Source organism: Cellulomonas soli, assembly GCF_052036975.1.
Taxonomy (GTDB): Bacteria; Actinomycetota; Actinomycetes; order Actinomycetales; family Cellulomonadaceae; genus Cellulomonas; species Cellulomonas soli_A.
In genome coordinates this window covers 40577-62325 of sequence record NZ_JBQIAR010000008.1, presented here as the reverse complement: position 1 = coordinate 62325, position 21749 = coordinate 40577, and the positions used below count along the sequence as shown (strand labels likewise).

Sequence of the window (21749 nt, the reverse complement as noted above, 5' to 3'; positions counted from 1 at the left end):
CCAGGGTAGCCGCGCGGCCGCGCACGAGGTCAGCCGGTCACGAACGGTCCAGGAACTCCTCACGCTCCCCCACCAGCCGCTCCTCGATCGCGGCCACCAGCGCGGGCGATGCCTGCAGCGTCGGGTCGCGCTCGACGAGCGCGCGGGCGTCGGCGCGCGCCCGCTCGATGACGTCGGCGTCGCGCGTGACCCGCAGGAACCGCAACGAGGTGGACGCTCCCGACTGCGCCGCACCGAGCACGTCGCCCTCGCGCCGCAACTCCAGGTCGACGGCCGCGAGCTCGAAGCCGTCGGAGGTCCGTGCCAGGGTCTCGAGCCGAACGGCCGCGGGGGTCTCGGGCATCACGTCCGCGACCAGCAGGCACAGCCCCGGCGCCGACCCGCGCCCGACCCGGCCGCGCAGCTGGTGCAGCTGCGACACCCCGAACCGGTCGGCGTCGAGGACCACCATGGTCGTCGCCTCGGGCACGTCGACGCCGACCTCCACCACCGTGGTGGAGACGAGCACCGGCACCCGCCCGGAGGCGAAGTCCGCCAGCGCGGACTCCTTCTCCTCGGGCGCCATACGCCCGTGCAGCGTGCCGATCCGCACGCCGCGCAGCACGTCCATGCCGGCCAGCTCCGCGGCCACCTCGACGACGGCGCGCAGCGGTGCACGCGGCGGGGCACCCGGCGGCGGGGCGGCCAGATCGTCGGGCCCGTCAGCAGCAGGACCTTCGTCGACCGCGTTCCCGTCGCCGTCGCCGTCGATCCGGGCGCACACCACGTAGGCACGTCCGCCGCCGTCGACCTCCTCGCGCACCCGGGCCCACGTGCGGGCGGTCCACACCGGGTTGGACGCGGGCACCACGTGCGTGGTGACGCCGCTGCGCCCCGCCGGCAGCTCGCGCAGCACCGAGGTCTCCAGGTCCCCGAAGACGGTCATGGCGACCGTGCGCGGGATCGGCGTGGCCGTCATGACGAGCAGGTGCGGTGCGCCGGCAGCCTTGGCACGCAACGTGTCGCGCTGCTCCACGCCGAAGCGGTGCTGCTCGTCGACGACCACCAGCCCGAGGTCGGCGAACTGCACGACGTCCGACAGCAGCGCGTGCGTGCCCACCACGATGCCCGCACGTCCGCTGGCCGCGTCCAGGAGGTTCGCGCGCCGCGCGGCCGCCGGCTGGGAACCGGTGAGCAGCGCGATGCGCGTGCCCACCTCGGCCCCCCCGAGGTAGCCGGCGTCGGCCAGGTCGCCGAGCATGGCTCGCAGCGATCGAGCGTGCTGCGCAGCCAGCACCTCGGTGGGGGCCAGCAGCGCCGCCTGCCCGCCCGCATCGACCACCTGCAGCATCGCGCGCAGCGCGACGACGGTCTTGCCCGACCCGACCTCGCCCTGCAGGAGCCGCTGCATGGGGGTCGCCAGCGCCAGCTCGGCGGCGAGCTGTTCGCCGACCTCACGCTGCCCGGCGGTGAGGGTGAACGGCAACCGGGCGTCGAAGGCCTCGAGGACACCGCCCGGGGTGCGTTCGCGGGCGGTCGCCTGCTGGGCCGCGGCGGCGGCGCGGCGGCGGGCCAGCTCGGCCTGCAGCACGAACGCCTCCTCGAAGCGCAGCCGGTCGCGCCCACGCCGCCAGTCCTCGTCCGTGTGCGGCACGTGCACGTCGAGCAGCGTCTCGTGCCACGTACGCAGGCCGTGACGCGCCCGGATCTCCTCGGGCAGGGGGTCGGGCAGGTCGGCGGCGGTGAGCGGGTCCAGCACCGTGCGCACGGCCTTGGCGATCTGCCACGAGGTGATGGACGCCGACGCCGGGTACAGCGGGATCGGCCGGCCGGCCTCGTCGAGGGCCTCGTCCTCGTCGTCGACGTCGAGCCCGAAGATCGTGTAGTCCGGGTGGGTGAACTGCCGCTGCCCGCGGTACTCCCCCACGTCGCCGGTGAACAGTCCGCGCCGACCGGGCACCAGGCGCATCTCGTGGTACCCCAACGACCGGGTGCTGCGGCCGAAGAACGTCAGCGCGAGCGTGTGCTGCCCGTCCGTCACGACTGCCTGCAGCAGTCCCTTGCCGGTGGACGTCGGCCGGACGGTGACCTGGCGGACCTCCGCGACGACGGTGGCGTGCTCGCCGGGCGCGAGCGTGGCCAGGTCGGTCAACGTGCCGGGTTCGGCGTACCGGCGCGGGTAGTGCCGCAGCAGGTCGGCGACGGTGTGCAGGCCGAGCTTGGCCAGCGCCGTGGCCGACCGGGGGCCGACGGCCTTCTTCAGGGGGTCCTCGAGCACGGTCAGTCCACCCCCAGGAGCAGCCCGTCGACGTCCTCGACGGGGCCCAGCACGAGCACCTCCAGTGACGGGTGCCGGATGCCGAGCGCCGGTTCGAGCAGCACTGCGAGCCGTGCCGCGTCCTCGTGCGTGAGCCCGTGGCCGTGCAGCACCGTCGCGTGCTCCGGTGGTGCCGAGCTCCGCGGCCAGCGGGCGACCACAGCGTCGAGCGCGGCGAGGGTGGCCTCGGCGGCGTGGTCGGCGCTCGTCACGGCCAGGTGGACAGGGGCGCGGTGCAGCCGCGCCAGCGCCGTCTCGGCGTCCGCGGCCGTGACCGCGGCGGACGCGCCACCCGTCAGCGCGAGCAGGCCCACGGCCGTGCCCAGCTCGTCCCCGGTGTCGACGACCCGCACCGCGGGCAGGCCGGTGCCCTGGTGACCGGCGGCGTCGCCCACCGCCTCGCAGGCCTGGGACACGGCGGCATGGTCCACGGCGCCGCCCGTCAGGACGGTCACCGCACCCGTCCCGGCGTCGACGAGTGCGCGCTGCAGGTGGCGCGCGGCGACGGCGGACTCGGGGACGCGCAGCACGACCACGGCGCCGAGCGCCGCGTACCAGGGCGCCAGCTGCGGCGATGCGGTGCACACCACGACACCCGCGGAGGGCCCCCCATGGCCGGCGGTCCCGGCGTGGCCGGCCGTGACGAGCCGGACGACGACCTGCTCGCGCAGGCCCCCGGCGCACGCCTCGACCGCGGCGGCAGGATCGTCGGTGTGCACGTGCACGTGCCACCACCCGTCCGCACCGACCACGGCGACCGAGTCCCCCAGCTGGTGCAGGCGCCCGCGCAGCACCGCACCCGGGTCGGCTGCGTCCTCCGGCACGCCGCCGCGTCCGCGCACGAGGAGCATCACCTCGAACGGGCCGCCCTCTCCCGCGCCGTGCACCGCGGCCTCGGCGGTCGGGAGCCATGCCAGATCCGCGGCGGTGGCCGGGCCCCGACCTCGCACCACGCGCGCGAGGGCGTCGAGCACGACGAGCAACGCGCACGCCCCGGCGTCGAGCACGTGGGCCGCCCGCAGCACCGGGTGCTGGGAGCTGATCCGAGCCAGCGAGCTGTGCGCCTCGCCGAGCACGCCGTCCAGCAGCGTGGCGGTGTCCGCACCGGCGTCCGCCGCCGCGCGCGCACCGTGGGCGACGTCGCGCGCGATCGTCAGGACGGTGCCCTCCTGGGGGTCGGCCACGGCGTCGCGCGCGCAGCGGGCGGCGCCGGCGAAGGCGTCGGCCAGGTGCCCGGCGTCGGCCACCGCGGGAAGCTCGCGGGCCAGTCCTGCCAGGTACTGGCTCAGGATGATCCCGGAGTTGCCCCGCGCGGACAGCAGCGCGCCGTGCGCGAACGCCGCCGCGACCTGCCCGGCTCCGGCGTCCGACGGCACCGCGTCCAGCGACTGACGGCCACCGGCGAGGGTCAGCAGCACGTTGGTGCCCGTGTCGGCGTCGGCGACCGGGAACACGTTGACCGAGTCGATCCGCTCGTGCGCGACGAGCAGCGCATCGTGGGCGGCGCACGCCCAGGCCCGTACGACCGCGCCGTCCAGCCCGCCCACGGTGCCTCCGTCCGTCCCGATCCGTCCACGTGCCCGCCCACCCTGCCCCATCGGGCCCACATTTGGGTGCCCCGGGCTCATGGGCTAGTCTTGAGCGGTTGTCCGGCCGAGCCGGGCACTGGCGGCGCCCGGAGCGCCCCGGACCACAGGACTTCGCCGCGAACAGCGGCGTGCACGAAACCGAACCAGGAGAAGATCGTGGCTGCTAACTGCGACGTCTGCGCCAAGGGCCCGAGCTTCGGGCACAGCGTCTCGCACTCGAACGTGCGCACGAAGCGCCGCTGGAACCCCAACATCCAGCGCGTGCGTGCCGTCGTCGCGGGGACGCCGAAGCGTCTGAACGTGTGCACCTCGTGCCTGAAGGCCGGCAAGGTGCAGCGCGCGGTCTGAGACCGCCCGCTCGTCGTCAAGAGCCCGCGAGGACCTGGTCCTCGCGGGCTCTTGCGCGTCCACGCTCGCTCTGCGGCCTCCCGGCGGCCGCGCACCGCCCAGAACACCGACCATTCCCTGGAACAGCCGGCCCGGCGTGTGGCAGGGTGGGCGCCATGGTCGAGCAGCTCGACGAGGTGACGATCCGCACCGCCGACGAAGGCGACGCGGCGGGAATCGCCCGCGTGCACGTCCGCAGCTGGCAGGAGGCCTACGCCGGCATCGTGCCGGCCGAGTACCTGGCCTCGCTGGACGTCGACGAGCGCACGCAGACATGGCGGCACGACCTGCACCGGGCCCCGCACGAGCATGTGCGGACCTGGGTCGCCCAGGCGCCGTCCGGCATCGTGGGGTTCCTCACCCTCGGCCCGTGCCGCGACGAGGACGCCCGCCGGGGCGAACGAGAGATCTACTCGGTCTACCTCGACCCGGGCACGTGGGGCCACGGCGTGGCCCGGGACCTGCTGCGGACGGCGCTGTCCGAGCTCGGCAGCGGCGCGCGGGTGTCGCTGTGGGTGCTGGCCGACAACGAGCGCGCCCGGCACTTCTACCGTCGGCACGGGTTCCAGCCGGACGGTGTCGAACGGCTCGACGAGCTCGGCGGCGCCGACCTGCTCGAGGTCCGCTACCGCCGAGGCTGAGACCGGCCCGACGGCCGACCATGGCCCGCCTGTGCGGTCAGCCGCCGAAGTGGTCCCATCCCGTCCTGCCGACCTGCGGCGGACGACCGCCCACCAGCACGTCGACGCCCTCCGCCCCCGCGAGGACCCGACCGACCGCCCGGAACGGCTCCGGCAGGGGCACCCCGGCCGGGAACGTCGCCAGCAGGCCGTGGTCCTCGCCGCCCGTCAGCACCCAGGTCCGGGCGTCGGCCCCCACCAGTGCCGCCGCATCCGTCAGGCGGTGCACGTCGTCGGCGAACGCGACCGTCGGCTCGTCCAGGTCGAGGACGACCCCGCTCGCCCGGGCGATACGCCCCGCGTCGCGCAGCAGACCGTCGGAGACGTCGAGCATCGCCGTCGCCCCCGACTCCCCCGCCAGCGGACCGGCACCGAGAGGTGAGGTGGGGCGCAGGTAGGCCTCCACCAACGCGAGGTCGTGCTGCCCCCGGTCGTGCTCGAGGAGCGCAAGGCCCGCCGCCGACCAGCCGCGCCGCCCGGCGTGGGCCACCACGTCACCGGCACGCGCACCGGAGCGCAGCACGGGGGCGCGGCCGCCCAGATCACCGTGCGCGGTCACCGCCACGACGACGTGCTCACCACCGGACAGGTCCCCGCCGACCACACCCACCTCGAGCGCCCCGCACACCTGGCCCAGGCCACGGGCCAACCCCTCGACCCACGCGACAGGCAGGTCACCGGGCACCACCAGCGCCACCACGAGGCTCGTGGGGCGTGCGCCCATCGCCGCGACGTCGGCCAGGTTCTGCACCGCCGCCCGGTGCCCGACGTCCTCGCCCGACGACCACCGCAGGCGGAAGTGCCGGTCCTCGACCAGCACGTCGGTCGTGACGACCACACGACCGTCCGGGGCAGCCACCACGGCGGCGTCGTCACCGGGTGGCACGCTGGTGCCGGGCCCGACGGGCAGGTGCGGGAAGATCCGGGCCAGCAGGCCGTCCTCGCTGACGTCGCGCACGAGCAGGTCGTCGATCACGTCCGCCACCGTAGACGGCCCGCGCCCGCCGGTGCGCACGGCGGCCCGCGCAGCCGCTGTGACACGCGACGCACCGTCGGCTCGTCGCTCGTCCGGGCAGCACTGCGACGCCGCGTTACGGTGTCGCAGTGCCCGTGACCCGTTCGACCCGCCGTGGCTGGCCCGACCCCGCGAGGGGTGACCGCACCGACCGTCGGCGTGGCGGCGTCACGGCGAACACCCTGGTGACGGTGGCGGTTGGCACGGCCGCGGCAGCCGTACTCACGTCGTGCACCTCCGCCGTGCCGGTCGAGGTGGCGCCGTCCGCGAGCGACCCGGTGTGCGCCGAGGTGGTGCTGGCCCTGCCCGACGAGCTCGGCGACGGGCTGCCCGCCCTGGACACCACGGCGCAGGCCACCAAGGCCTGGGGCACACCCGAGGACCCCGTGGTGCTGCGCTGCGGTGTCGAGCCGCTGGGCCCCACCACCGACCGCTGCGTCACCGTCGAGACACCCGGCGGGCCGAGCGTCGACTGGGTGGTCGTGCCGGACGAGGACGCGACGGACGCCGCCGAGACGGGCTGGACGTTCACCACGTACGGCCGTGAACCGGCGGTCGAGGTCTACGTCCCCGCCGCCGTGGCCGGCGAGCGTTCCACGTCGTTCGTGGACCTGCTGGGCCCGGCCGTCTGGCGCACGGAGCAGCTGCGCACCTGCCTGTGACCGGCCGGGCGCCCGAGGTCAGCGCAGCCCGGTGGGCCGGTCGAGCGCCAGGCGCAGCAGCTCGTCGACGAGCTGCGGGTACGACAGCCCCGACGCCTCCCACATGCGCGGGTACATCGAGTAGGGCGTGAAGCCGGGCATCGTGTTGATCTCGTTGACGACGACCTCGCCGTCGGGGGTCACGAAGACGTCCACGCGCGCCAGGCCCTCGCATCCGACGGCCTCGAAGGTGCGCACGGCGGCGTCCTGCACCCGGGCGATCACCTCGGGCGGCAGGTCCGCCGGGCACGACAGACGGACGCCCGCCTCGTCGAGGTACTTGGCCTCGAAGTCGTAGAACGTGTGCCGCTGGTCGGTCACCACGATCTCACCCGGCAGCGACGCCCGCGCACGGGCCCCGGCTCGGCCGCCGAGCACACCGCACTCGACCTCACGCCCGACGATCGCGGCCTCGATGACGATCTTCGGGTCGTGCTGCTGCGCCAGCGCGACGGCGGCGTCCACGTCGGCCAGGTCGTCGACGCGAGAGATGCCCAGGCTCGAACCTGCGCGGGCCGGCTTGACGAACACCGGCAGGCCGAGCTCGGCCGCCGCCTTGGTGGCCAGTGCCGGGTCGCGGGCAAGGTCACCGGGCAGCAGGGCACGGAACGGCCCCACCGGCAGGCCGTGCCCGGCCAGCACGAGCTTCATCATGTGCTTGTCCATGCCCACGGCCGAGGCCAGCACGCCCGCGCCGACGTAGCGCACGTCGGCGAGCTCGAGCAGACCCTGCAGCGTGCCGTCCTCCCCGAACGGACCGTGGAGCACGGGGAAGACCACGTCGACGTCACCCAGGTCGCGCGGCGTGGCACCCGGCTCGAGCACCCGGACGACGCGGTCCTGCACGTCCTGCGGCAGCAGCACGTGCGTGGCGGTGTCCTCGACCTGCGGCAACCTGCCCTCGGTGATGGCCCACCGGTCCGGGTCGTCCTCGGCCAGCACCCAGCGGCCCGTGGGCGTGATGCCGACGGCCAGCACGTCGTACCGGTCGCGGTCGATCGCGCGCAGCACCCCGCCTGCCGTGGCGCAGCTGATCGCGTGCTCGCCCGAACGCCCCCCGAACAGGACCATGACCCGGGGGCGGCGGGCGCCCTCGGTGCCGGGGACAGGCATCACCGCGTCGTCGGCGGACGGCCGGGTGTCGGACGGGTGGGACTGGGGTGCGGACGTCGGTTCCATCGGGGCCGACCCTACCCGCCCCTCACCCGTTCACGGCCCGCCCGTCCCCGTCTGTCGGCTCGCCTCCATGGTGCCCGCGACCAGCCCGCGAAACCCCCACGGCGGCCCGGACGCCCGCCGGTAGCCTGCCGGGGTGAGCGCCACGCCCGAACCTGCCTCGTCCGCGCACCACCAGCCCACCTCGACGCTGTCGCCCGCGACGCTCGCCGTGGCCGCGGGCCGTCCCCCGCGGGTGCAGGGTGGGCCCGTCAACCCCCCGCTGGTCCTGTCCTCGACGTACGTCTCGCAGGGCGAGGTGCCCGCCGGCGAGCTGTTCTACGCCCGGGCGGGCACCGAGACGTGGCACCCGTTCGAGGAGGCCCTGGGGGCCCTGGAACGCTCGGTGCACCCGGCCCTCGTGTTCGGCTCGGGCATGGCCGCGATCGCGGCGGCGATGTCACTGGTCCCCCCGGGGGGTCGGATCGTGCTGCCGCGGCATGCCTACAACGTGGCGACCTCGTACGCGCAGGACCTCGGCAGGCGCAGCGGGGTCGCCCTCACGCTCGTCGACGTGGCCGACACCGACGCGGTGCTGGCGGCCGTGCGGGGCGAGGCCGGCCCGGACGGCGAGGGCGCCCCGGGCGTCGCGTCGATGCTCTGGGTCGAGTCGCCGACCAACCCGATGCTCGAGGTCGCCGACGTGCCGGCGCTGATCCGTGGCGCGCACCAGGCGGGCGCCCTCGTCGCGGTCGACAACACGTTCGCGACCCCGCTCGGTCAGCGGCCCCTGTCGTGGGGGGCGGACGTCGTGGTGCACTCGGTCACCAAGTACCTGTCCGGCCACTCCGACGTGGTGCTGGGTGCCGCCTTGTCCGACGATCCTGCGCTGCACGCGCTCCTGCGCGGCTACCGCACGTTGCACGGCGCGATCGCCGGGCCGAGCGAGGTGTGGCTCGCGCTGCGGGGGCTGCGGACCCTCGCCCTGCGCGTCCAGCGCTCGCAGGCCAACGCGGCCGAGCTCGCACGCCGACTCGCGCACCACCCGGCGGTCGCCGCCGTACGGCACCCGAGCCTGCCGGGCGACCCGGGGCACGACCGGGCGGCGGCCCAGATGGACGGCTTCGGGTCGATCGTGGCGCTGCGCCCCGCGGGCGGGGCGGCGGCGGCCGACGCCGTGGTCGCCGCGCTCCGGCTGTGGGTCCCGGCCACGAGCCTGGGTGGTGTGGAGTCCTCGCTCGAGCGCCGCCGTCGGTTCCCCGGGGAGCCGGCCAGCGTGCCGGAGGACCTGCTGCGGCTGTCGGTCGGCATCGAGGACGTCGAGGACCTGTGGGCCGACCTGAGCCAGGCGCTCGAGCGCACCACGGGGGCCGGCCCGGAGCACGCACCGGCCGCCTGAACGGGCCCGTGGCAGCGCCGTCCGACCCGACCCGGCCTACGCTGGACGTGTCCGAGGAGCGTGGTCACGATGCGACACCCGCACCCGTCGAGCACCCTGGTCGTCCTGGCGACGGCCGCCCTCCTGGCGGTGACGTCCTGCACGAGCGGTGACGGCGCGCAGCCCACACCGGTCGGCCCGTCCGCCGCACCGTCGACCTCGGCCGGGTCCGCGGAGCCGTCGCAGGCACCCTCAGGCGAAACCCCAGGCGCCGGCGAGCCGTTGGAGCCGAGCCCGGGCTCCGTGGGCACCTCCGACCCGGGCAGCACCGACGGTGACGGCAGCACGTCGGCACCGGCGTTCCCCGCGGACACCGCCCCCGACACCGGCGACGCCGCCGGCGGGCCGGCGGGCACCCTCGTCGACCTGCGTGTGGGCGCGCACGACGGCTACGACCGGGTGGTCCTCGAGCTCGACGGACCCGGCACGCCCGGGTGGACGGTGCGCTACGTCGTGCAGGCGGTCGGGGACGGCAGCGGCGAGCCCGTCGAGGTGGCCGGTGACGCCGTGCTCGAGGTGACGCTGATGCCCGTGGCGCTCCCCACCGAGGGCACGAACCCCTACGACGGGCCGCGGACCATCCGGGCCGCCGGCACCACCGCCGTCACCGAGGTGGTCTGGAGCAGCCTGTTCGAGGGGTACCTGCAGGTGTTCATCGGGGTCGACGGCGGACAACGGCCGTTCCGGGCCTACGCCCTGGACGACCCGGCACGGATCGTGGTGGACGTGCGTTCGTCCTGAGCGGCCCGCGCCCCCCGCACGGACCCGCTCAGACCCCCTCGGCCTTGCGGGGCCGGGCCAGGAGCAGCGGGGCCAGGTCGTCGACGGGAAGCCCCTCGTAGAGCACGCGCACGACCGCGGCGGTGATCGGCATGTCGACGCCGAGCCGCTGCGCGAGCTCGAGCACGGACCGTGAGGACTTCACACCTTCGGCGGTGCCGCCGGTGGCTGCGACGGCCTCGTCCAGGCTCATCCCCCGCCCGATGTGCCCGCCGAGGGTGTGGTTGCGCGAGTCGGGCGAGGCGCACGTGGCCATGAGGTCACCCATGCCCGCCAGACCCGGGAACGTCTCGGCGTCTGCGCCGAGCGCCAGCCCGAGCCGGGTGATCTCGACGAGCCCGCGCGTGATCACGGTGGCCATGGTGTTGTAGCCGAGGCCCCGCCCCTGCGAGATGCCTACCGCGAGCGCGATGACGTTCTTCACCGCCCCGCACAGCTCGACGCCGACCACGTCGTCGTTGGTGTACGGGCGGAAGTACGACGAGGCGCAGGCCCGGGCCACCAGGCGCGCCGTCTCGTCGCTGGTCGAGGCGACGACGGTCGCCGTGGGTTGCCGCTGGGCGATCTCCTTGGCCAGGTTCGGGCCGGAGACCACGGCGACCCGGGAGTCGTCGATTCCCAGCGACTGCGCGACGACCTGACTCATCCGCTGGTCGGTGGACAGCTCGACGCCCTTCATCAGGGAGACGACGACGGCGTGCGGTGCGAGCGCGTCCGCGAGGGGTTCGAGCGTGGCACGCGCGCTCTGCGAGGGGATGGCGACGGCCACGACGTCGGCACCGGCCAGCGCCGCACGGGCGTCCGTCGTGGCCTGGATCGTGCCGGGCAGCTCGACCCCGGGCAGGTACGCCGGGTTGCGGTGCTCGTCGGTGATCTGACGGCAGACCTCGGCGTCACGCCCCCACACGGTCACGGTGCATCCGGCATCGGCCAGCACGGCGGCGAACGTCGTGCCCCAGGCTCCTGCACCGAGCACGGCGGCCCGCAGGGGCCGTTCCTCGCCTGCCGGCCCCGCAGCCGTGGTGGGCCCGCTCGTCGGTGCGCCGGTCACAGGGTCGTGGACCCGGTCGTGCCGTCGGCGGCGGGCCGACCGCCGCCGGGCTTGCGCATGTCGTGCACCACGGCCGGCGCCTGCTCGCCGCGGATCTGCTCGAGCAGCGCGGTGATGGCGGCCATGACCCGGTCGGTGGCCTCACGCAGCGTCGCCGAGTCGCGCGGTCGGTCGTAGAGGTCGTCGAGCACCACGGGCGGACCGGCGACGATGGTGACGTGCTTGGGCGGGAACGGCTTGAACAGCTTCGAGTAGCGCCCGAGAAGGTCCTGGGGGCCCCACTGGGCGACCGGGATGACCGGTGCCCGGGTGGCCAGCGCTAGTCGGGCGACGCCCGTCTTGGCGACCATCGGCCACAGGTCCGGGTCCCGGGTGAGGGTGCCCTCGGGGAACACCGCGACGCACTCCCCTGCCTCGAGGGCTGCCATCGCTGCGTCGAGCGAGTCGTGCGCGGCGGCGGTGTTGCGGTGCACGGGGATCTGGCCCGTGCCGCGCAGGACCCCTCGGAGCACCGGCACGGTGAACAGCGAGGCCTTGGCCAGGATCTTCGGGGCGAACCCGCTGTCGTACAGGTAGTGCGCGAACGTCAACGGGTCGATGTTCGTCATGTGGTTCGCCGCGGCGATGAACCCCGTACCGGTGGGCAGGTGCTCCTGCCCCGACCAGTGGCGGCGGGTGATCGAGTACAGCAGCGGCCGCAGGATGCGGGCGACCACGCGGTAGACACGGTTGGAGCGTTCGGGATGACGCGGCACGGCAGCCGATGCTACCCGGCTGCCCGTGCCGCGCCCCGCGCCGCCCACCGGTGCGGTGGGGCGCCCGCGTCGTGCGTCCGGGGGCTCAGGCGCGGCTGAACTCCGCACCGAGCGACTCGAGCTTCTCGGTGAAGTGCTCGTACCCGCGGTCGATGAGGCTGATGCCGCGCACCTGCGAGGTGCCCTTGGCGGCCAGGGCCGCGATGAGGTGGCTGAACCCGCCGCGCAGGTCGGGCACCTCGATGTCGGCGGCGGACAGCGGCGTGGGGCCCGAGATGACCGCCGAGTGGTAGAAGTTGCGCTGCCCGAACCGGCACGGGCGCCCGCCGAGGCACTCCTTGTAGACCTGGATCGTGGCGCCCATGCCGCGCAGCGCGTCGGTGAAGCCGAAGCGGTTCTCGTACACGGTCTCGTGCACGATCGACAGGCCCTTGGCCTGCGTGAGCGCGACGACCAGCGGCTGCTGCCAGTCGGTCATGAAGCCGGGGTGCACGTCGGTCTCGAGCGTGATCGAGTTGAGGTCGCCGCCGGGGTGGAAGAACCGGATGCCGTCGTCGTCGATCTCGAACTCGCCACCGACCTTGCGGAAGGTGTTGAGGAACGTGGTCATCTCGGGCTGGGTGGCCCCACGCACGTACACGTCGCCGCTGGTGGCCAGCGCGGCCGAGGCCCACGAGGCGGCCTCGATGCGGTCGGCCAGCGCGGTGTGCTGGTAGCCGACCAGTCGCGCGACGCCCTCGATGCGGATGACCCGGTCGGTGTCGACCGAGATGATCGCGCCCATCTTCTGCAGGACGTTGATCAGGTCCATGATCTCGGGCTCGATGGCCGCGTTGGACAGCTCGGTGATGCCTTCGGCGCGCACGGCGGTGAGCAGCAGCTGCTCGGTGGCACCCACGCTCGGGTACGGCAGGGCGATCTTGGTGCCCTGCAGGCCGTACGGGGCGCGGATGTGGATGCCGTTCTCGCGCTTGTCCACCACGGCGCCGAACTGCCGCAGGATGTCCAGGTGGTAGTTGATCGGCCGGTCGCCGATGCGGCAGCCGCCCAGGTCGGGGATGAACGCCTCGCCGAGCCGGTGCAGCAGCGGGCCGCAGAACAGGATCGGGATGCGGCTGGACCCGGCGTGGGCGTCGATGTCGGCCACGTGGGCGGACTCGACGTCGGTGGGGTCCAGGCGCAGGGTGCCGGCGGCGTCGTCCGAGACGACCTTGACCCCGTGCAGCTCGAGCAGGCCGGTGACGACACCGACGTCGCGGATGCGCGGCACGTTGCGCAGCACGCTCGGTGTCTCGCCGAGCAGCGAGGCGACCATCGCCTTGGAGACGAAGTTCTTGGCCCCGCGGACGGTGATCTCACCCTTCAGAGGGTTGCCACCGTTGACGTACAGCAGATCCTTCATGGTCCCATCGTGCCCTGCCGAGCCCGGTGCTTCGCACCAGTCGCAGCGGCGTGGTGGGCGTGGACGCGAAACCTTCACACATCGGACGGCCCCGACCTGCGACGACGTCGGCCGAGCACCGCGCGGGCGACCGCTCGTGAGAGGAGCCGCCCGCGCGCGTGAAGGTGCGGTTCAGGAGGTGCGGGTCGTCCCCAGCTCGACCGGGACGGCGGCGGGGCGAGCCGCCTCGATCTCGACGCTGGGCAGGTGCTTGGCGGGCAGCGTCCGCGGACGCCAGGCCTCACGCGTCGTCTCGAACTGCGTGATCTCGCCCTCGTGCTGCAGGGTCAGGCCGATGTCGTCCAGGCCCTCCATGAGGCGCCAGCGCGTGTACTCGTCGACCTGGAACGGCACCACGACGTCGTCGACGACGACCGTGCGCGCCTCGAGGTCGACGGTCACCTCGGTGCCGGGCTTCGTCTCGAGGACCTTCCAGATGAGCTCGATGTCCTCCTGCGCCACCTGGGCGGCCAGCAGCCCCTGCTTGCCGGAGTTGCCGCGGAAGATGTCGGCGAACCGGGCCGAGATCACCACGCGGAAGCCGTAGTCCTTGAGCGCCCAGACGGCGTGCTCGCGCGAGGAGCCCGTGCCGAAGTCGGGGCCGGCGACGAGCACCGAGCCGGACTTGTAGGCGTCCTGGTTGAGCAGGAAGTCCGGGTCGCCACGCCAGGCGGCGAACAGCGCGTCCTCGAACCCCGTGCGCGTGACGCGCTTGAGGTAGACGGCCGGGATGATCTGGTCGGTGTCGACGTTGCTGCGGCGCAGCGGCACGCCGACGCCGGTGTGGGTCGTGAACTTCTCCATGGCGGGTCTCGCTCCTGGTCGGGCGGGGCCGCGGCGGTCGGGCGCGGCCGGTGGCTGGTGGGGGGGGGTGGCTCAGACCTGGACGAGCACGTCCGGGTCGAGCGGCGCCAGCGGGGTGCCGTCGAACGTGGTCAGGTCGACGTCGCCACCGAGGTCGAGATCCGCCAGCGAGGACAGCGTGCCGCGGATCGCCGTGGCCGCGGCCACGAGCGGCGACACCAGGTGCGTGCGTCCGCCCTTGCCCTGGCGGCCCTCGAAGTTGCGGTTCGACGTCGAGGCCGAGCGCTCCCCCGGGGTCAGCTGGTCGGGGTTCATGCCCAGGCACATCGAGCAGCCGGCGTTGCGCCACTCGGCGCCGAAGTCGAGGAAGATCTTGTCGAGCCCCTCGGCCTCGGCCTGCAGCCGCACGCGGGCGGAGGCCGGCACGACCAGCACCCGCACGGAGTCGGCCTTGGTGCGGCCCTTGACCACCTTGGCGACCGAACGCAGGTCCTCGATGCGGCCGTTGGTGCACGAGCCGATGAAGACCGTGTCGACGGCGATCTCGCGCAGCGGCTGGCCGGGGGTCAGGCCCATGTACTCGATGGCGCGCTCGGCGGCCACGCGCTCGTTGGCGTCGGCGATCTGCTCGGGGACGGGCACGGCAGCCGACAGGGGCAGGCCCTGGCCGGGGTTGGTACCCCAGGTGACGAACGGCTCGAGGTCGGCGGCCTCGAGGACCACCTCGGCGTCGAAGACCGCGTCGTCGTCGGAGCGCAGCGTCGACCAGTAGGCGACGGCGGCGTCCCAGTCGGCGCCCTCGGGTGCGTGCGGGCGGCCCTTCAGGTAGTCGAACGTGGTCTGGTCGGGCGCGATCATCCCGGCGCGGGCACCGGCCTCGATCGACATGTTGCAGACCGTCATGCGCGCTTCCATGCTCAGCGAGCGGATCGCCTCGCCGCGGTACTCCAGCACGTAGCCCTGGCCGCCGCCGGTGCCGATCTTGGCGATGATCGCCAGGATGATGTCCTTGCTGGTGGCGCCGGGGGGCAGCTGGCCGTTGACGGTGATCGCCATGGTCTTGAACGGCGCCAGCGGCAGGGTCTGCGTGGCGAGCACGTGCTCGACCTCGGAGGTGCCGATGCCGAACGCGAGGGCGCCGAACGCGCCGTGCGTGGAGGTGTGGGAGTCGCCGCAGACGACGGTCAGGCCGGGCATGGTCAGGCCGAGCTGCGGACCGACCTGGTGGACGATGCCCTGGTCGGCGTCGCCGAGCGAGTGGATCCGCACGCCGAACTCGGCCGCGTTGTGGCGCAGCGTGTCGATCTGCGTGCGGCTCGTCAGGTCGGCGATCGGCCGGTCGATGTCGAGCGTGGGGGTGTTGTGGTCCTCCGTCGCGATCGTCAGGTCGGGTCGACGCACCTGACGTCCTGCGAGACGAAGCCCCTCGAACGCCTGCGGGCTGGTGACCTCGTGCACCAGGTGCAGGTCGATGTAGAGCAGATCGGGTGCGCCGTCCGTGCCACGTCGCACGACGTGCGCGTCCCAGACCTTCTCCGCCAACGTGCCGGCCATGTCCTCGGTCCTGTTCTCTCGTCGTCCGGGTGGGGGTGTTCCCGGGTTCGCGGGCCGACTCGACTTGCGTCTCAGCCTTCGAGACGGCAATATCGGCCTATGGACAACTCTAGCGGAGTCGGCGTGCTGGACAAGGCGGCGTCCGTCCTCAGTGCCCTCGAGGCCGGACCGGCCACCCTCGCGCAGCTCGTCACTGCCACCCATCTTGCTCGCCCCACGGCCCATCGGCTGGCCGTGGCACTCGAGCACCACCGGCTCGTCGCACGCGACATGCAGGGCCGGTTCGTGCTCGGCCCGCGCCTGTCCGAGCTGTCGACGGCCGCCGGGGAGGACCGGCTGCTGGCCGCCGCCGGCCCTGTGCTCGCCGCACTGCGCGACCACACCGGCGAGAGCGCACAGCTCTACCGACGGCAGGGCGACATGCGCATCTGCGTCGCGGCCGCCGAACGTCCGATCGGTCTGCGCGACTCGATCCCCGTCGGCGCGACCCTGACCATGCAGGCCGGCTCCGCCGCGCAGATCCTGCTCGCATGGGAGGAGCCGGACCGGCTGCACCGCGGCCTGCAGGGCTCGAAGTTCACCGCCACGATCCTGTCCGGCGTGCGGCGCCGCGGCTGGGCCCAGTCGGTCTCCGAGCGCGAGGTCGGCGTCGCCTCGGTGTCCGCCCCGGTGCGCGGACCCTCCGGCCGCGTGGTCGCGGCGGTCTCCGTCTCCGGACCGCTCGAGCGCCTCTCGCGGCAGCCGGGCCGGCTGCACGCCGCCGCCGTGGTCTCGGCCGCCAACCGCCTCACCGAGGTCCTGCGCCGCACCGCGGACTGACGCACGAGAGCACAGCACCCGACGCCCGCTCCCCCGCTCCGGGGCGAGCGGGCGTCGACGTCCGGGTCGTCGACGGTGCACGCAGGAGGCGGCAGCCGGCGCCGGGAGAGACCTCAGGAACGACGAAGGCCCGGTCACCATGTGACCGGGCCTTGACCGTACCCCCGACCGGATTCGAACCGGCGCTACCGCCGTGAGAGGGCGGCGTGCTAGGCCGCTACACAACGGGGGCCTATCGCCTGCAAGTCCCGAAGGTCTTGCGAACGAGTGAACACTCTACCCGATGCCCCGAGTGACTCGGACCAACGGCCAGCGGTGCTCGCGCTGGGGTACCAGGACTCGAACCTAGACTAACTGAACCAGAATCAGTCGTGCTGCCAATTACACCATACCCCATGGGGTATGACTTCCGAGGTCGCAGACCGCTTCCCCGGGGGGCAGCGGAGCCGCCGTTTCCGGACGTCCTACCGGCGGAGAACACTACCCGAGCGGTGGCGTGCCGGTCCAACCGGCTGCTCGCCGAGACACCCCAACGCACCGTCGGCCGAGGTCCGAGCGCGCCGGCTGCCGCTCCGATCTGCGGGACCACCGCCGGTCCCGTCGGCGGAACGTGAGCAACAACACCTTCGTGGAGCGCACGCACCCGCCCGGTGGCACCGTGGTCACATGGGGCCCGACGAGTCCGCGCAACCGGTGCACGCCGCACGCGCCGCATCGTTCGACCGCGGTGCCGACCGGTACCAGGCCGTGCGTCCCAGCTACCCGGCCGACGCCGTCGCCTGGTGCGTCCCCGAGCACGCCACGGACGCGGTCGACCTCGCGGCAGGCACCGGCAAGCTCACGGCGCGGCTGGCCGAGCACGGGCTGCACGTCACCGCGATCGAACCGTCCGCCGCCATGCGCGCCGAGCTCCTGCACGCCGTACCCGGGGTCGAGGCTCGCCCCGGCTCCGCCGAGAACACCGGTCTGCCCACCGCGAGCGCCGACCTGGTCACGGTCGCCCAGGCCTGGCACTGGTTCGACGAACGCGCCGCCGCAGCCGAGATCGCCCGCGTGCTGCGACCCGGCGGCACCCTGGCCGTGCTCTGGAACACGCGCGACCCCGACGTCGACTGGGTCGCGGCCTTCACCGAGATCATCCACCGGGGCGACACGCTGGAGACGAGCCACCGCAAGCCCACGCTCGGCGAGCTGTTCGCCCCGACCGAGCACGCCGCCTTCCGGTGGCACGACCACATCTCCCCCGCTGACCTGCGGGTGCTCGCAGCGACCCGGTCCCACCTGCTCACGCTGCCGGCCGACGACCGTGACGCCCTGCTCGACGCCGTCGACGAGCTGGCCGCCACCCATCCCGCCCTGCGCGGCCGCGACCGGGTGGACCTGCCCTACGTGACTCGGTGCTGGCGCGCGCGGACCCGGGGCGGCCCGCACGAACCCTGAGGTCCACCACCACGCCCGGACCGTGCACGAGCGACCGCGGGGCAACACAGGCCGTCGGAGCCGTCAGAGGCCCAGCAGGTCGCCCAGCTCGGTCAGGGAGCGCACCACGTGCACGCCCGAGGCGCGCGCCTGGTCGGGGTCCTCCGGGTGGGCGCCGCCGCGGCGCTCGCCCGGGCGGTCGAGCCAGACGCCGACCAGCCCGGCGGCACAGCCGCCGCGGGCGTCGACGTCGAGCTCGTCGCCGACGTACAGCGTGCGGGCGGGGGCGGTGCCCAGCAGGCGGCACGCCTCGACGAACACGCGGGGGTCGGGCTTGCCGACGCCGAGCGTGTCGACCCCGACGAGCATCGGCACGCGGTCCAGGCCCGCCGCGGCCAGCTTGCTGGTCTGCAGCGTGGTGGCGGCGTTGGAGAGTGCGCCGTACGCGATCCCGGCGGCCTCCAGCCGGTCGAGCAGCCCGGCGGCGTCGGGGTGCGCCTGCCAGGCGCCCTCGAAGGCCGACCAGAACACCGACAGCCATGCGCGGTAGCCCGCGTCGTCCAGCGGAGCACCGCCGAACCGCTCCTGCAGCTGGTTGGCCCGACGCATGCGCTGCTCGTCGAACGTCAGCTCGCCTCGGGTGTACGCGCGGTAGTGACCGTCGGGGTCCTCGCGCCACAGCGCCAGCACGGCGGGGCGTTGATCGTCGGGCAGGTGTGGCAGGTACACGTCGCAGACGGCATCGATCGCCACCGCGAACGCCGCCCGGGTGGTCACCAACGTGTCGTCGACGTCGAACAGCACCCCGTCGACGACGCCCGCCAGCGGCGTCACCGGGGTGCGGCCCACCGTCGTCACAGGGTGGACCGCAGCGCGGTGAGGCGCGCGAGCGTGGCGTCCTTGCCGAGGATCTCCATGGACTCGAACAGCGGCGGCGACACGCGCCGGCCGGTGAGGGCCACCCGCAGCGGCGTGTACGCGAACCGGGGCTTGATGCCCAGACCGTCCGGCCCGTCGACCAGTGCGGCCTGCAGCACCTCCTGCGTGGCCGCGGTGGTGAACCCGTCGGCCGGCAGCGCGGCGAGGGCCACCAGCGCGGCGTCGAGCACGGCGGCCGACTCCTCGCGCAGCGCGCCACGGGCGTCGTCGGCGACCTCCACCGCGTCGTCCGCGACGAACAGGAAGCCGAGCATGCCCACGACCTCGCCGAGCAGCGTCATGCGCTCCTGCACCAGCGGTGCGGCCGCGTCCAGCAGTGCCCGCTGCTGCGCCGGCAGGTCCGCGTAGGAGTCGACCAGCACCAGGCCCGCGGCGTGCAGGTACGGCACCAGCCGGTTGCGGAAGTCCTCCGGGGCGAGCAGCCGCAGGTGCGCGGCGTTGATCGCCTCGGCCTTCTTCAGGTCGAACCGGGCCGGGTTCGGGTTCACGTCGGCCACGTCGAACGCACCGACCATCTCCTGCACGGAGAACACGTCACGGTCGGGGGCGATGGACCAGCCGAGCAGGGCCAGGTAGTTCAGCAGACCCTCGGGGGTGAACCCTCGCTGGCGGTGCAGGAACAGGTTCGACTCGGGGTCGCGCTTGGACAGCTTCTTGTTGCCCTCGCCCATCACGTACGGCAGGTGCCCGAACACGGGCAGCACCGTGGCGACGCCGAGCTCGAGCAGCGCACGGTAGAGGACGACCTGGCGGGGGGTCGAGGACAGCAGGTCCTCACCGCGCAGCACGTGCGTGATGCCCATGAGCGCGTCGTCGATCGGGTTGACCAGCGTGTACAGCGGGAACCCGTTGCCGCGCACGATGACGTAGTCGGGCACCGACCCGGCCTTGAAGGTCACGTCGCCGCGCACCAGGTCGGTGAACGTGACGTCCTCGTCGGGCATGCGCATCCGCAGCACGGGCTCACGACCCTCGGCGCGGAACGCGGCCTTCTGCTCGTCGGTCAGGTCGCGGTCGAAGCCGTCGTAGCCGAGCTTGGGGTCGCGGCCGGCCGCGCGGTGGCGCGCCTCGATCTCCTCGGGGGTCGAGTACGACTCGTACGCGTAGCCACCCTCGAGCAGCCGCCGTGCGACGTCCCGGTAGAGGTCCATGCGCTGCGACTGCCGGTACGGCTCGTGCGGGCCGCCGACCTCGACGCCCTCGTCCCAGTCCATGCCGAGCCACCGCAGCGCCTCGAGGAGCTGCTGGTAGCTCTCCTCGGAGTCGCGCGCCGGGTCGGTGTCCTCGATGCGGAACACGAACGTGCCCCCGACGTGCCGCGCGTACGCCCAGTTGAACAGCGCGGTGCGGATGAGGCCGACGTGCGGCGTGCCCGTCGGCGACGGGCAGAAGCGGACACGGACCGGGGACGAGCCAGAGGTGGTGGAGGTCACCGCACCAGCCTAGTTGCGTAGCGGCTCCCACCCGCCGCGCGTCGACCCGACGGTGCTGCCACAGTGGCCAGATGGCACTCCACGACCGCGCACCGCGTCCTGGGGACGCGAACGACTCGCTCTTCGCCGAGGCCGGGCTCGCCCGGAGCTTGCCGAAGTACGCCTTCCCCGAAGGCACCATGCCACCCGCCGCCGCCTACCAGGCGGTGCACGACGAGCTGATGCTCGACGGCAACGCCCGGCAGAACCTGGCCACGTTCTGCCAGACCTGGGAGGAGCCCGAGGTCAAGGCGCTGATGGCGCTGTGCATCGACAAGAACCTCATCGACAAGGACGAGTACCCGATGACCGCCGAGCTGGAGCGCCGCTGCGTGCACATGCTCGCCGACCTGTGGCACGCGCCGGCGTCGCAGACCACGATCGGCACGTCGGGCATCGGCTCGTCCGAGGCGTGCATGCTGGCCGGCATGGCCGCCAAGTGGCGCTGGCGCGCCCGCCGCGAGGCCGAGGGCAAGCCGACGGATCGGCCGAACATGGTGTGCGGGGCCGTCCAGGTGGTGTGGCACAAGTTCGCCCGGTACTGGGACGTGGAGATCCGCGAGGTCCCCATGGCCGAGGGCCGGTACGAGATGACGCCCGAGGAGATGCTCGCGCGGGTCGACGAGAACACGATCTTCGTGGTCCCCACGCTCGGCGTGACATACACCGGCAGCTACGAGCCCGTCGCCGAGCTCGCCGCGGCGCTCGACGACCTGCAGGCACGCACCGGGCTCGACGTCGACCTGCACGTCGACGCCGCCAGCGGCGGGTTCCTCGCGCCGTTCTGCGCCCCCGACCTGGTGTGGGACTTCCGGCTGCCGCGCGTGAAGTCGATCAGCACCTCGGGGCACAAGTTCGGGCTCGCACCGCTCGGCGTCGGCTGGGTGATCTGGCGTGACGTGGCCGAGCTGCCCGACGACCTGATCTTCCACGTCAGCTACCTGGGCGGCGACATGCCGGTGTTCCAGGTGAACTTCTCCCGACCGGCCGGGCAGATCGTCGCGCAGTACTACGACTTCGTGCGCCTGGGGCGCACCGGCTACCGCGACCTGCACCAGGCCGCGTACGCCAGCTGTGCGGTCCTCGCGGAGGCGATCCCCCGCCTGGGTCCGTTCGACCTGGTGTGCGCGGGTGAGCCCGGCTCGGCGATCCCCGCGGTCGCGTGGCGCCTGCGGGACGGCGTCGACCCCGGCTACACGCTGTACGACCTGGCCGACCGGCTGCGGACCAAGGGCTGGCAGGTGCCCGCCTACCCGCTGACCGGGGCGGTCAGCGACATCGCCGTGCAGCGTGTGCTCGTCCGCCAGGACGTCAGCCGTGACCTGGTCGAGCTGCTGCTCGCCGACTTCGCGGAGGCCGTGGCGCACTTCGACCGACACCCGGTCGCGGTGTCCATGACCCCCGAGGAGTCCAGCGGGTTCAGCCACCTGTGACCACCGGACCGGCCGGGGACC

The 21749-nt window shown here is 73.7% G+C and carries 19 protein-coding genes and 2 tRNA genes; 8 read left to right on the top strand and 13 right to left on the bottom strand.

All coding sequences use genetic code 11. From position 1 onward, the window contains the following. Positions 1-37: 37 nt before the first annotated feature. Complete coding sequence (locus ACTHAM_RS10175) at positions 38-2257, bottom strand: ATP-dependent DNA helicase RecG (protein WP_440686989.1); 2220 nt, start codon at positions 2255-2257, stop codon at positions 38-40. Positions 2258-2259: 2 nt separating this feature from the next. After that, positions 2260-3843 (bottom strand): DAK2 domain-containing protein, encoded by a 1584-nt coding sequence (locus tag ACTHAM_RS10170; RefSeq protein ID WP_440686988.1) that lies wholly within the window; start codon positions 3841-3843, stop codon positions 2260-2262. 198 nt (positions 3844-4041) lie between these two features. Between ACTHAM_RS10170 and rpmB the strand changes: the two genes are divergently transcribed. Together rpmB and ACTHAM_RS10160 are read left to right on the top strand one after the other, a co-directional pair. Next, a complete protein-coding gene (rpmB, locus tag ACTHAM_RS10165) occupies positions 4042-4233 on the top strand; it encodes a 50S ribosomal protein L28 (RefSeq protein ID WP_146842772.1) in 192 nt (63 codons plus the stop codon). Between the two features lie 155 nt (positions 4234-4388). After that, the gene (locus ACTHAM_RS10160; RefSeq protein ID WP_440686985.1) at positions 4389-4913 is read left to right on the top strand and encodes an N-acetyltransferase family protein; all 525 of its coding nucleotides are present in this window, start codon (positions 4389-4391) and stop codon (positions 4911-4913) included. 37 nt (positions 4914-4950) lie between these two features. Here the strand turns inward: ACTHAM_RS10160 and ACTHAM_RS10155 are convergent, their stop codons facing one another. Then, positions 4951-5928, bottom strand: a complete 978-nt coding sequence (locus tag ACTHAM_RS10155; RefSeq protein ID WP_440686983.1) for a thiamine-phosphate kinase — start codon at positions 5926-5928, stop codon at positions 4951-4953. Positions 5929-6158: 230 nt separating this feature from the next. Here ACTHAM_RS10155 and ACTHAM_RS10150 point away from each other — a divergent pair, with 230 nt between their 5' ends. Then, complete coding sequence (locus ACTHAM_RS10150) at positions 6159-6629, top strand: DUF3515 domain-containing protein (RefSeq protein ID WP_440686981.1); 471 nt, start codon at positions 6159-6161, stop codon at positions 6627-6629. An 18-nt stretch (positions 6630-6647) separates the two neighbouring features. Here ACTHAM_RS10150 and ACTHAM_RS10145 read toward each other — a convergent pair whose 3' ends face one another. Next, the gene (locus ACTHAM_RS10145) at positions 6648-7781 is read right to left on the bottom strand and encodes a D-alanine--D-alanine ligase family protein (protein ID WP_440687215.1); all 1134 of its coding nucleotides are present in this window, start codon (positions 7779-7781) and stop codon (positions 6648-6650) included. A gap of 199 nt (positions 7782-7980) precedes the next feature. Between ACTHAM_RS10145 and ACTHAM_RS10140 the strand changes: the two genes are divergently transcribed. Together ACTHAM_RS10140 and ACTHAM_RS10135 are read left to right on the top strand one after the other, a co-directional pair. Then, positions 7981-9222, top strand: a complete 1242-nt coding sequence (locus tag ACTHAM_RS10140) for a trans-sulfuration enzyme family protein (protein WP_440686979.1) — start codon at positions 7981-7983, stop codon at positions 9220-9222. 69 nt (positions 9223-9291) lie between these two features. Beyond that, the gene (locus tag ACTHAM_RS10135) at positions 9292-10002 is read left to right on the top strand and encodes an AMIN-like domain-containing (lipo)protein (RefSeq protein ID WP_440686978.1); all 711 of its coding nucleotides are present in this window, start codon (positions 9292-9294) and stop codon (positions 10000-10002) included. A gap of 28 nt (positions 10003-10030) precedes the next feature. On the opposite strand, the gene ACTHAM_RS10130 is transcribed toward ACTHAM_RS10135, so the two are convergent. From ACTHAM_RS10130 to leuC, 5 genes are all read right to left on the bottom strand, one after another. Further along, positions 10031-11029: an NAD(P)H-dependent glycerol-3-phosphate dehydrogenase gene (locus tag ACTHAM_RS10130; RefSeq protein ID WP_440687213.1), complete on the bottom strand. Its 999-nt coding sequence runs from the start codon at positions 11027-11029 to the stop codon at positions 10031-10033. A 59-nt stretch (positions 11030-11088) separates the two neighbouring features. Continuing rightward, positions 11089-11847: a lysophospholipid acyltransferase family protein gene (locus ACTHAM_RS10125; protein ID WP_440686977.1), complete on the bottom strand. Its 759-nt coding sequence runs from the start codon at positions 11845-11847 to the stop codon at positions 11089-11091. A gap of 85 nt (positions 11848-11932) precedes the next feature. Next, positions 11933-13249 (bottom strand): UDP-N-acetylglucosamine 1-carboxyvinyltransferase, encoded by a 1317-nt coding sequence (gene murA / locus ACTHAM_RS10120; RefSeq protein ID WP_440686975.1) that lies wholly within the window; start codon positions 13247-13249, stop codon positions 11933-11935. Positions 13250-13420: 171 nt separating this feature from the next. After that, on the bottom strand, positions 13421-14092 hold the full coding sequence (gene leuD / locus ACTHAM_RS10115) for a 3-isopropylmalate dehydratase small subunit (protein ID WP_440686973.1): 672 nt from the start codon (positions 14090-14092) through the stop codon (positions 13421-13423). Positions 14093-14164: 72 nt separating this feature from the next. Further along, positions 14165-15646, bottom strand: coding sequence for a 3-isopropylmalate dehydratase large subunit (gene leuC, locus ACTHAM_RS10110; RefSeq protein ID WP_440686971.1), 1482 nt, complete (start codon positions 15644-15646; stop codon positions 14165-14167). 99 nt (positions 15647-15745) lie between these two features. On the opposite strand from leuC, the gene ACTHAM_RS10105 reads away from it, so the two are divergent. Beyond that, positions 15746-16465: an IclR family transcriptional regulator gene (locus ACTHAM_RS10105; protein ID WP_440686969.1), complete on the top strand. Its 720-nt coding sequence runs from the start codon at positions 15746-15748 to the stop codon at positions 16463-16465. Between the two features lie 159 nt (positions 16466-16624). Here ACTHAM_RS10105 and ACTHAM_RS10100 read toward each other — a convergent pair. Further along, a tRNA-Glu gene (locus tag ACTHAM_RS10100) sits at positions 16625-16697 on the bottom strand. A gap of 92 nt (positions 16698-16789) precedes the next feature. Further along, positions 16790-16861, bottom strand: a tRNA-Gln gene (locus ACTHAM_RS10095). Between the two features lie 270 nt (positions 16862-17131). On the opposite strand from ACTHAM_RS10095, the gene ACTHAM_RS10090 reads away from it, so the two are divergent. After that, complete coding sequence (locus ACTHAM_RS10090; RefSeq protein WP_440686967.1) at positions 17132-17905, top strand: class I SAM-dependent methyltransferase; 774 nt, start codon at positions 17132-17134, stop codon at positions 17903-17905. Between the two features lie 63 nt (positions 17906-17968). On the opposite strand, the gene ACTHAM_RS10085 is transcribed toward ACTHAM_RS10090, so the two are convergent. Together ACTHAM_RS10085 and gltX are read right to left on the bottom strand one after the other, a co-directional pair. Further along, positions 17969-18742, bottom strand: a complete 774-nt coding sequence (locus tag ACTHAM_RS10085) for an HAD family hydrolase (RefSeq protein ID WP_440686966.1) — start codon at positions 18740-18742, stop codon at positions 17969-17971. Next, a complete protein-coding gene (gene gltX / locus ACTHAM_RS10080) occupies positions 18739-20256 on the bottom strand; it encodes a glutamate--tRNA ligase (protein ID WP_440686964.1) in 1518 nt (505 codons plus the stop codon). The genes ACTHAM_RS10085 and gltX overlap by 4 nt, the downstream gene beginning before the upstream one ends. Positions 20257-20327: 71 nt before the next feature. On the opposite strand from gltX, the gene ACTHAM_RS10075 reads away from it, so the two are divergent. After that, the gene (locus ACTHAM_RS10075) at positions 20328-21728 is read left to right on the top strand and encodes a glutamate decarboxylase (RefSeq protein ID WP_440686962.1); all 1401 of its coding nucleotides are present in this window, start codon (positions 20328-20330) and stop codon (positions 21726-21728) included. Positions 21729-21749: the final 21 nt, after the last annotated feature.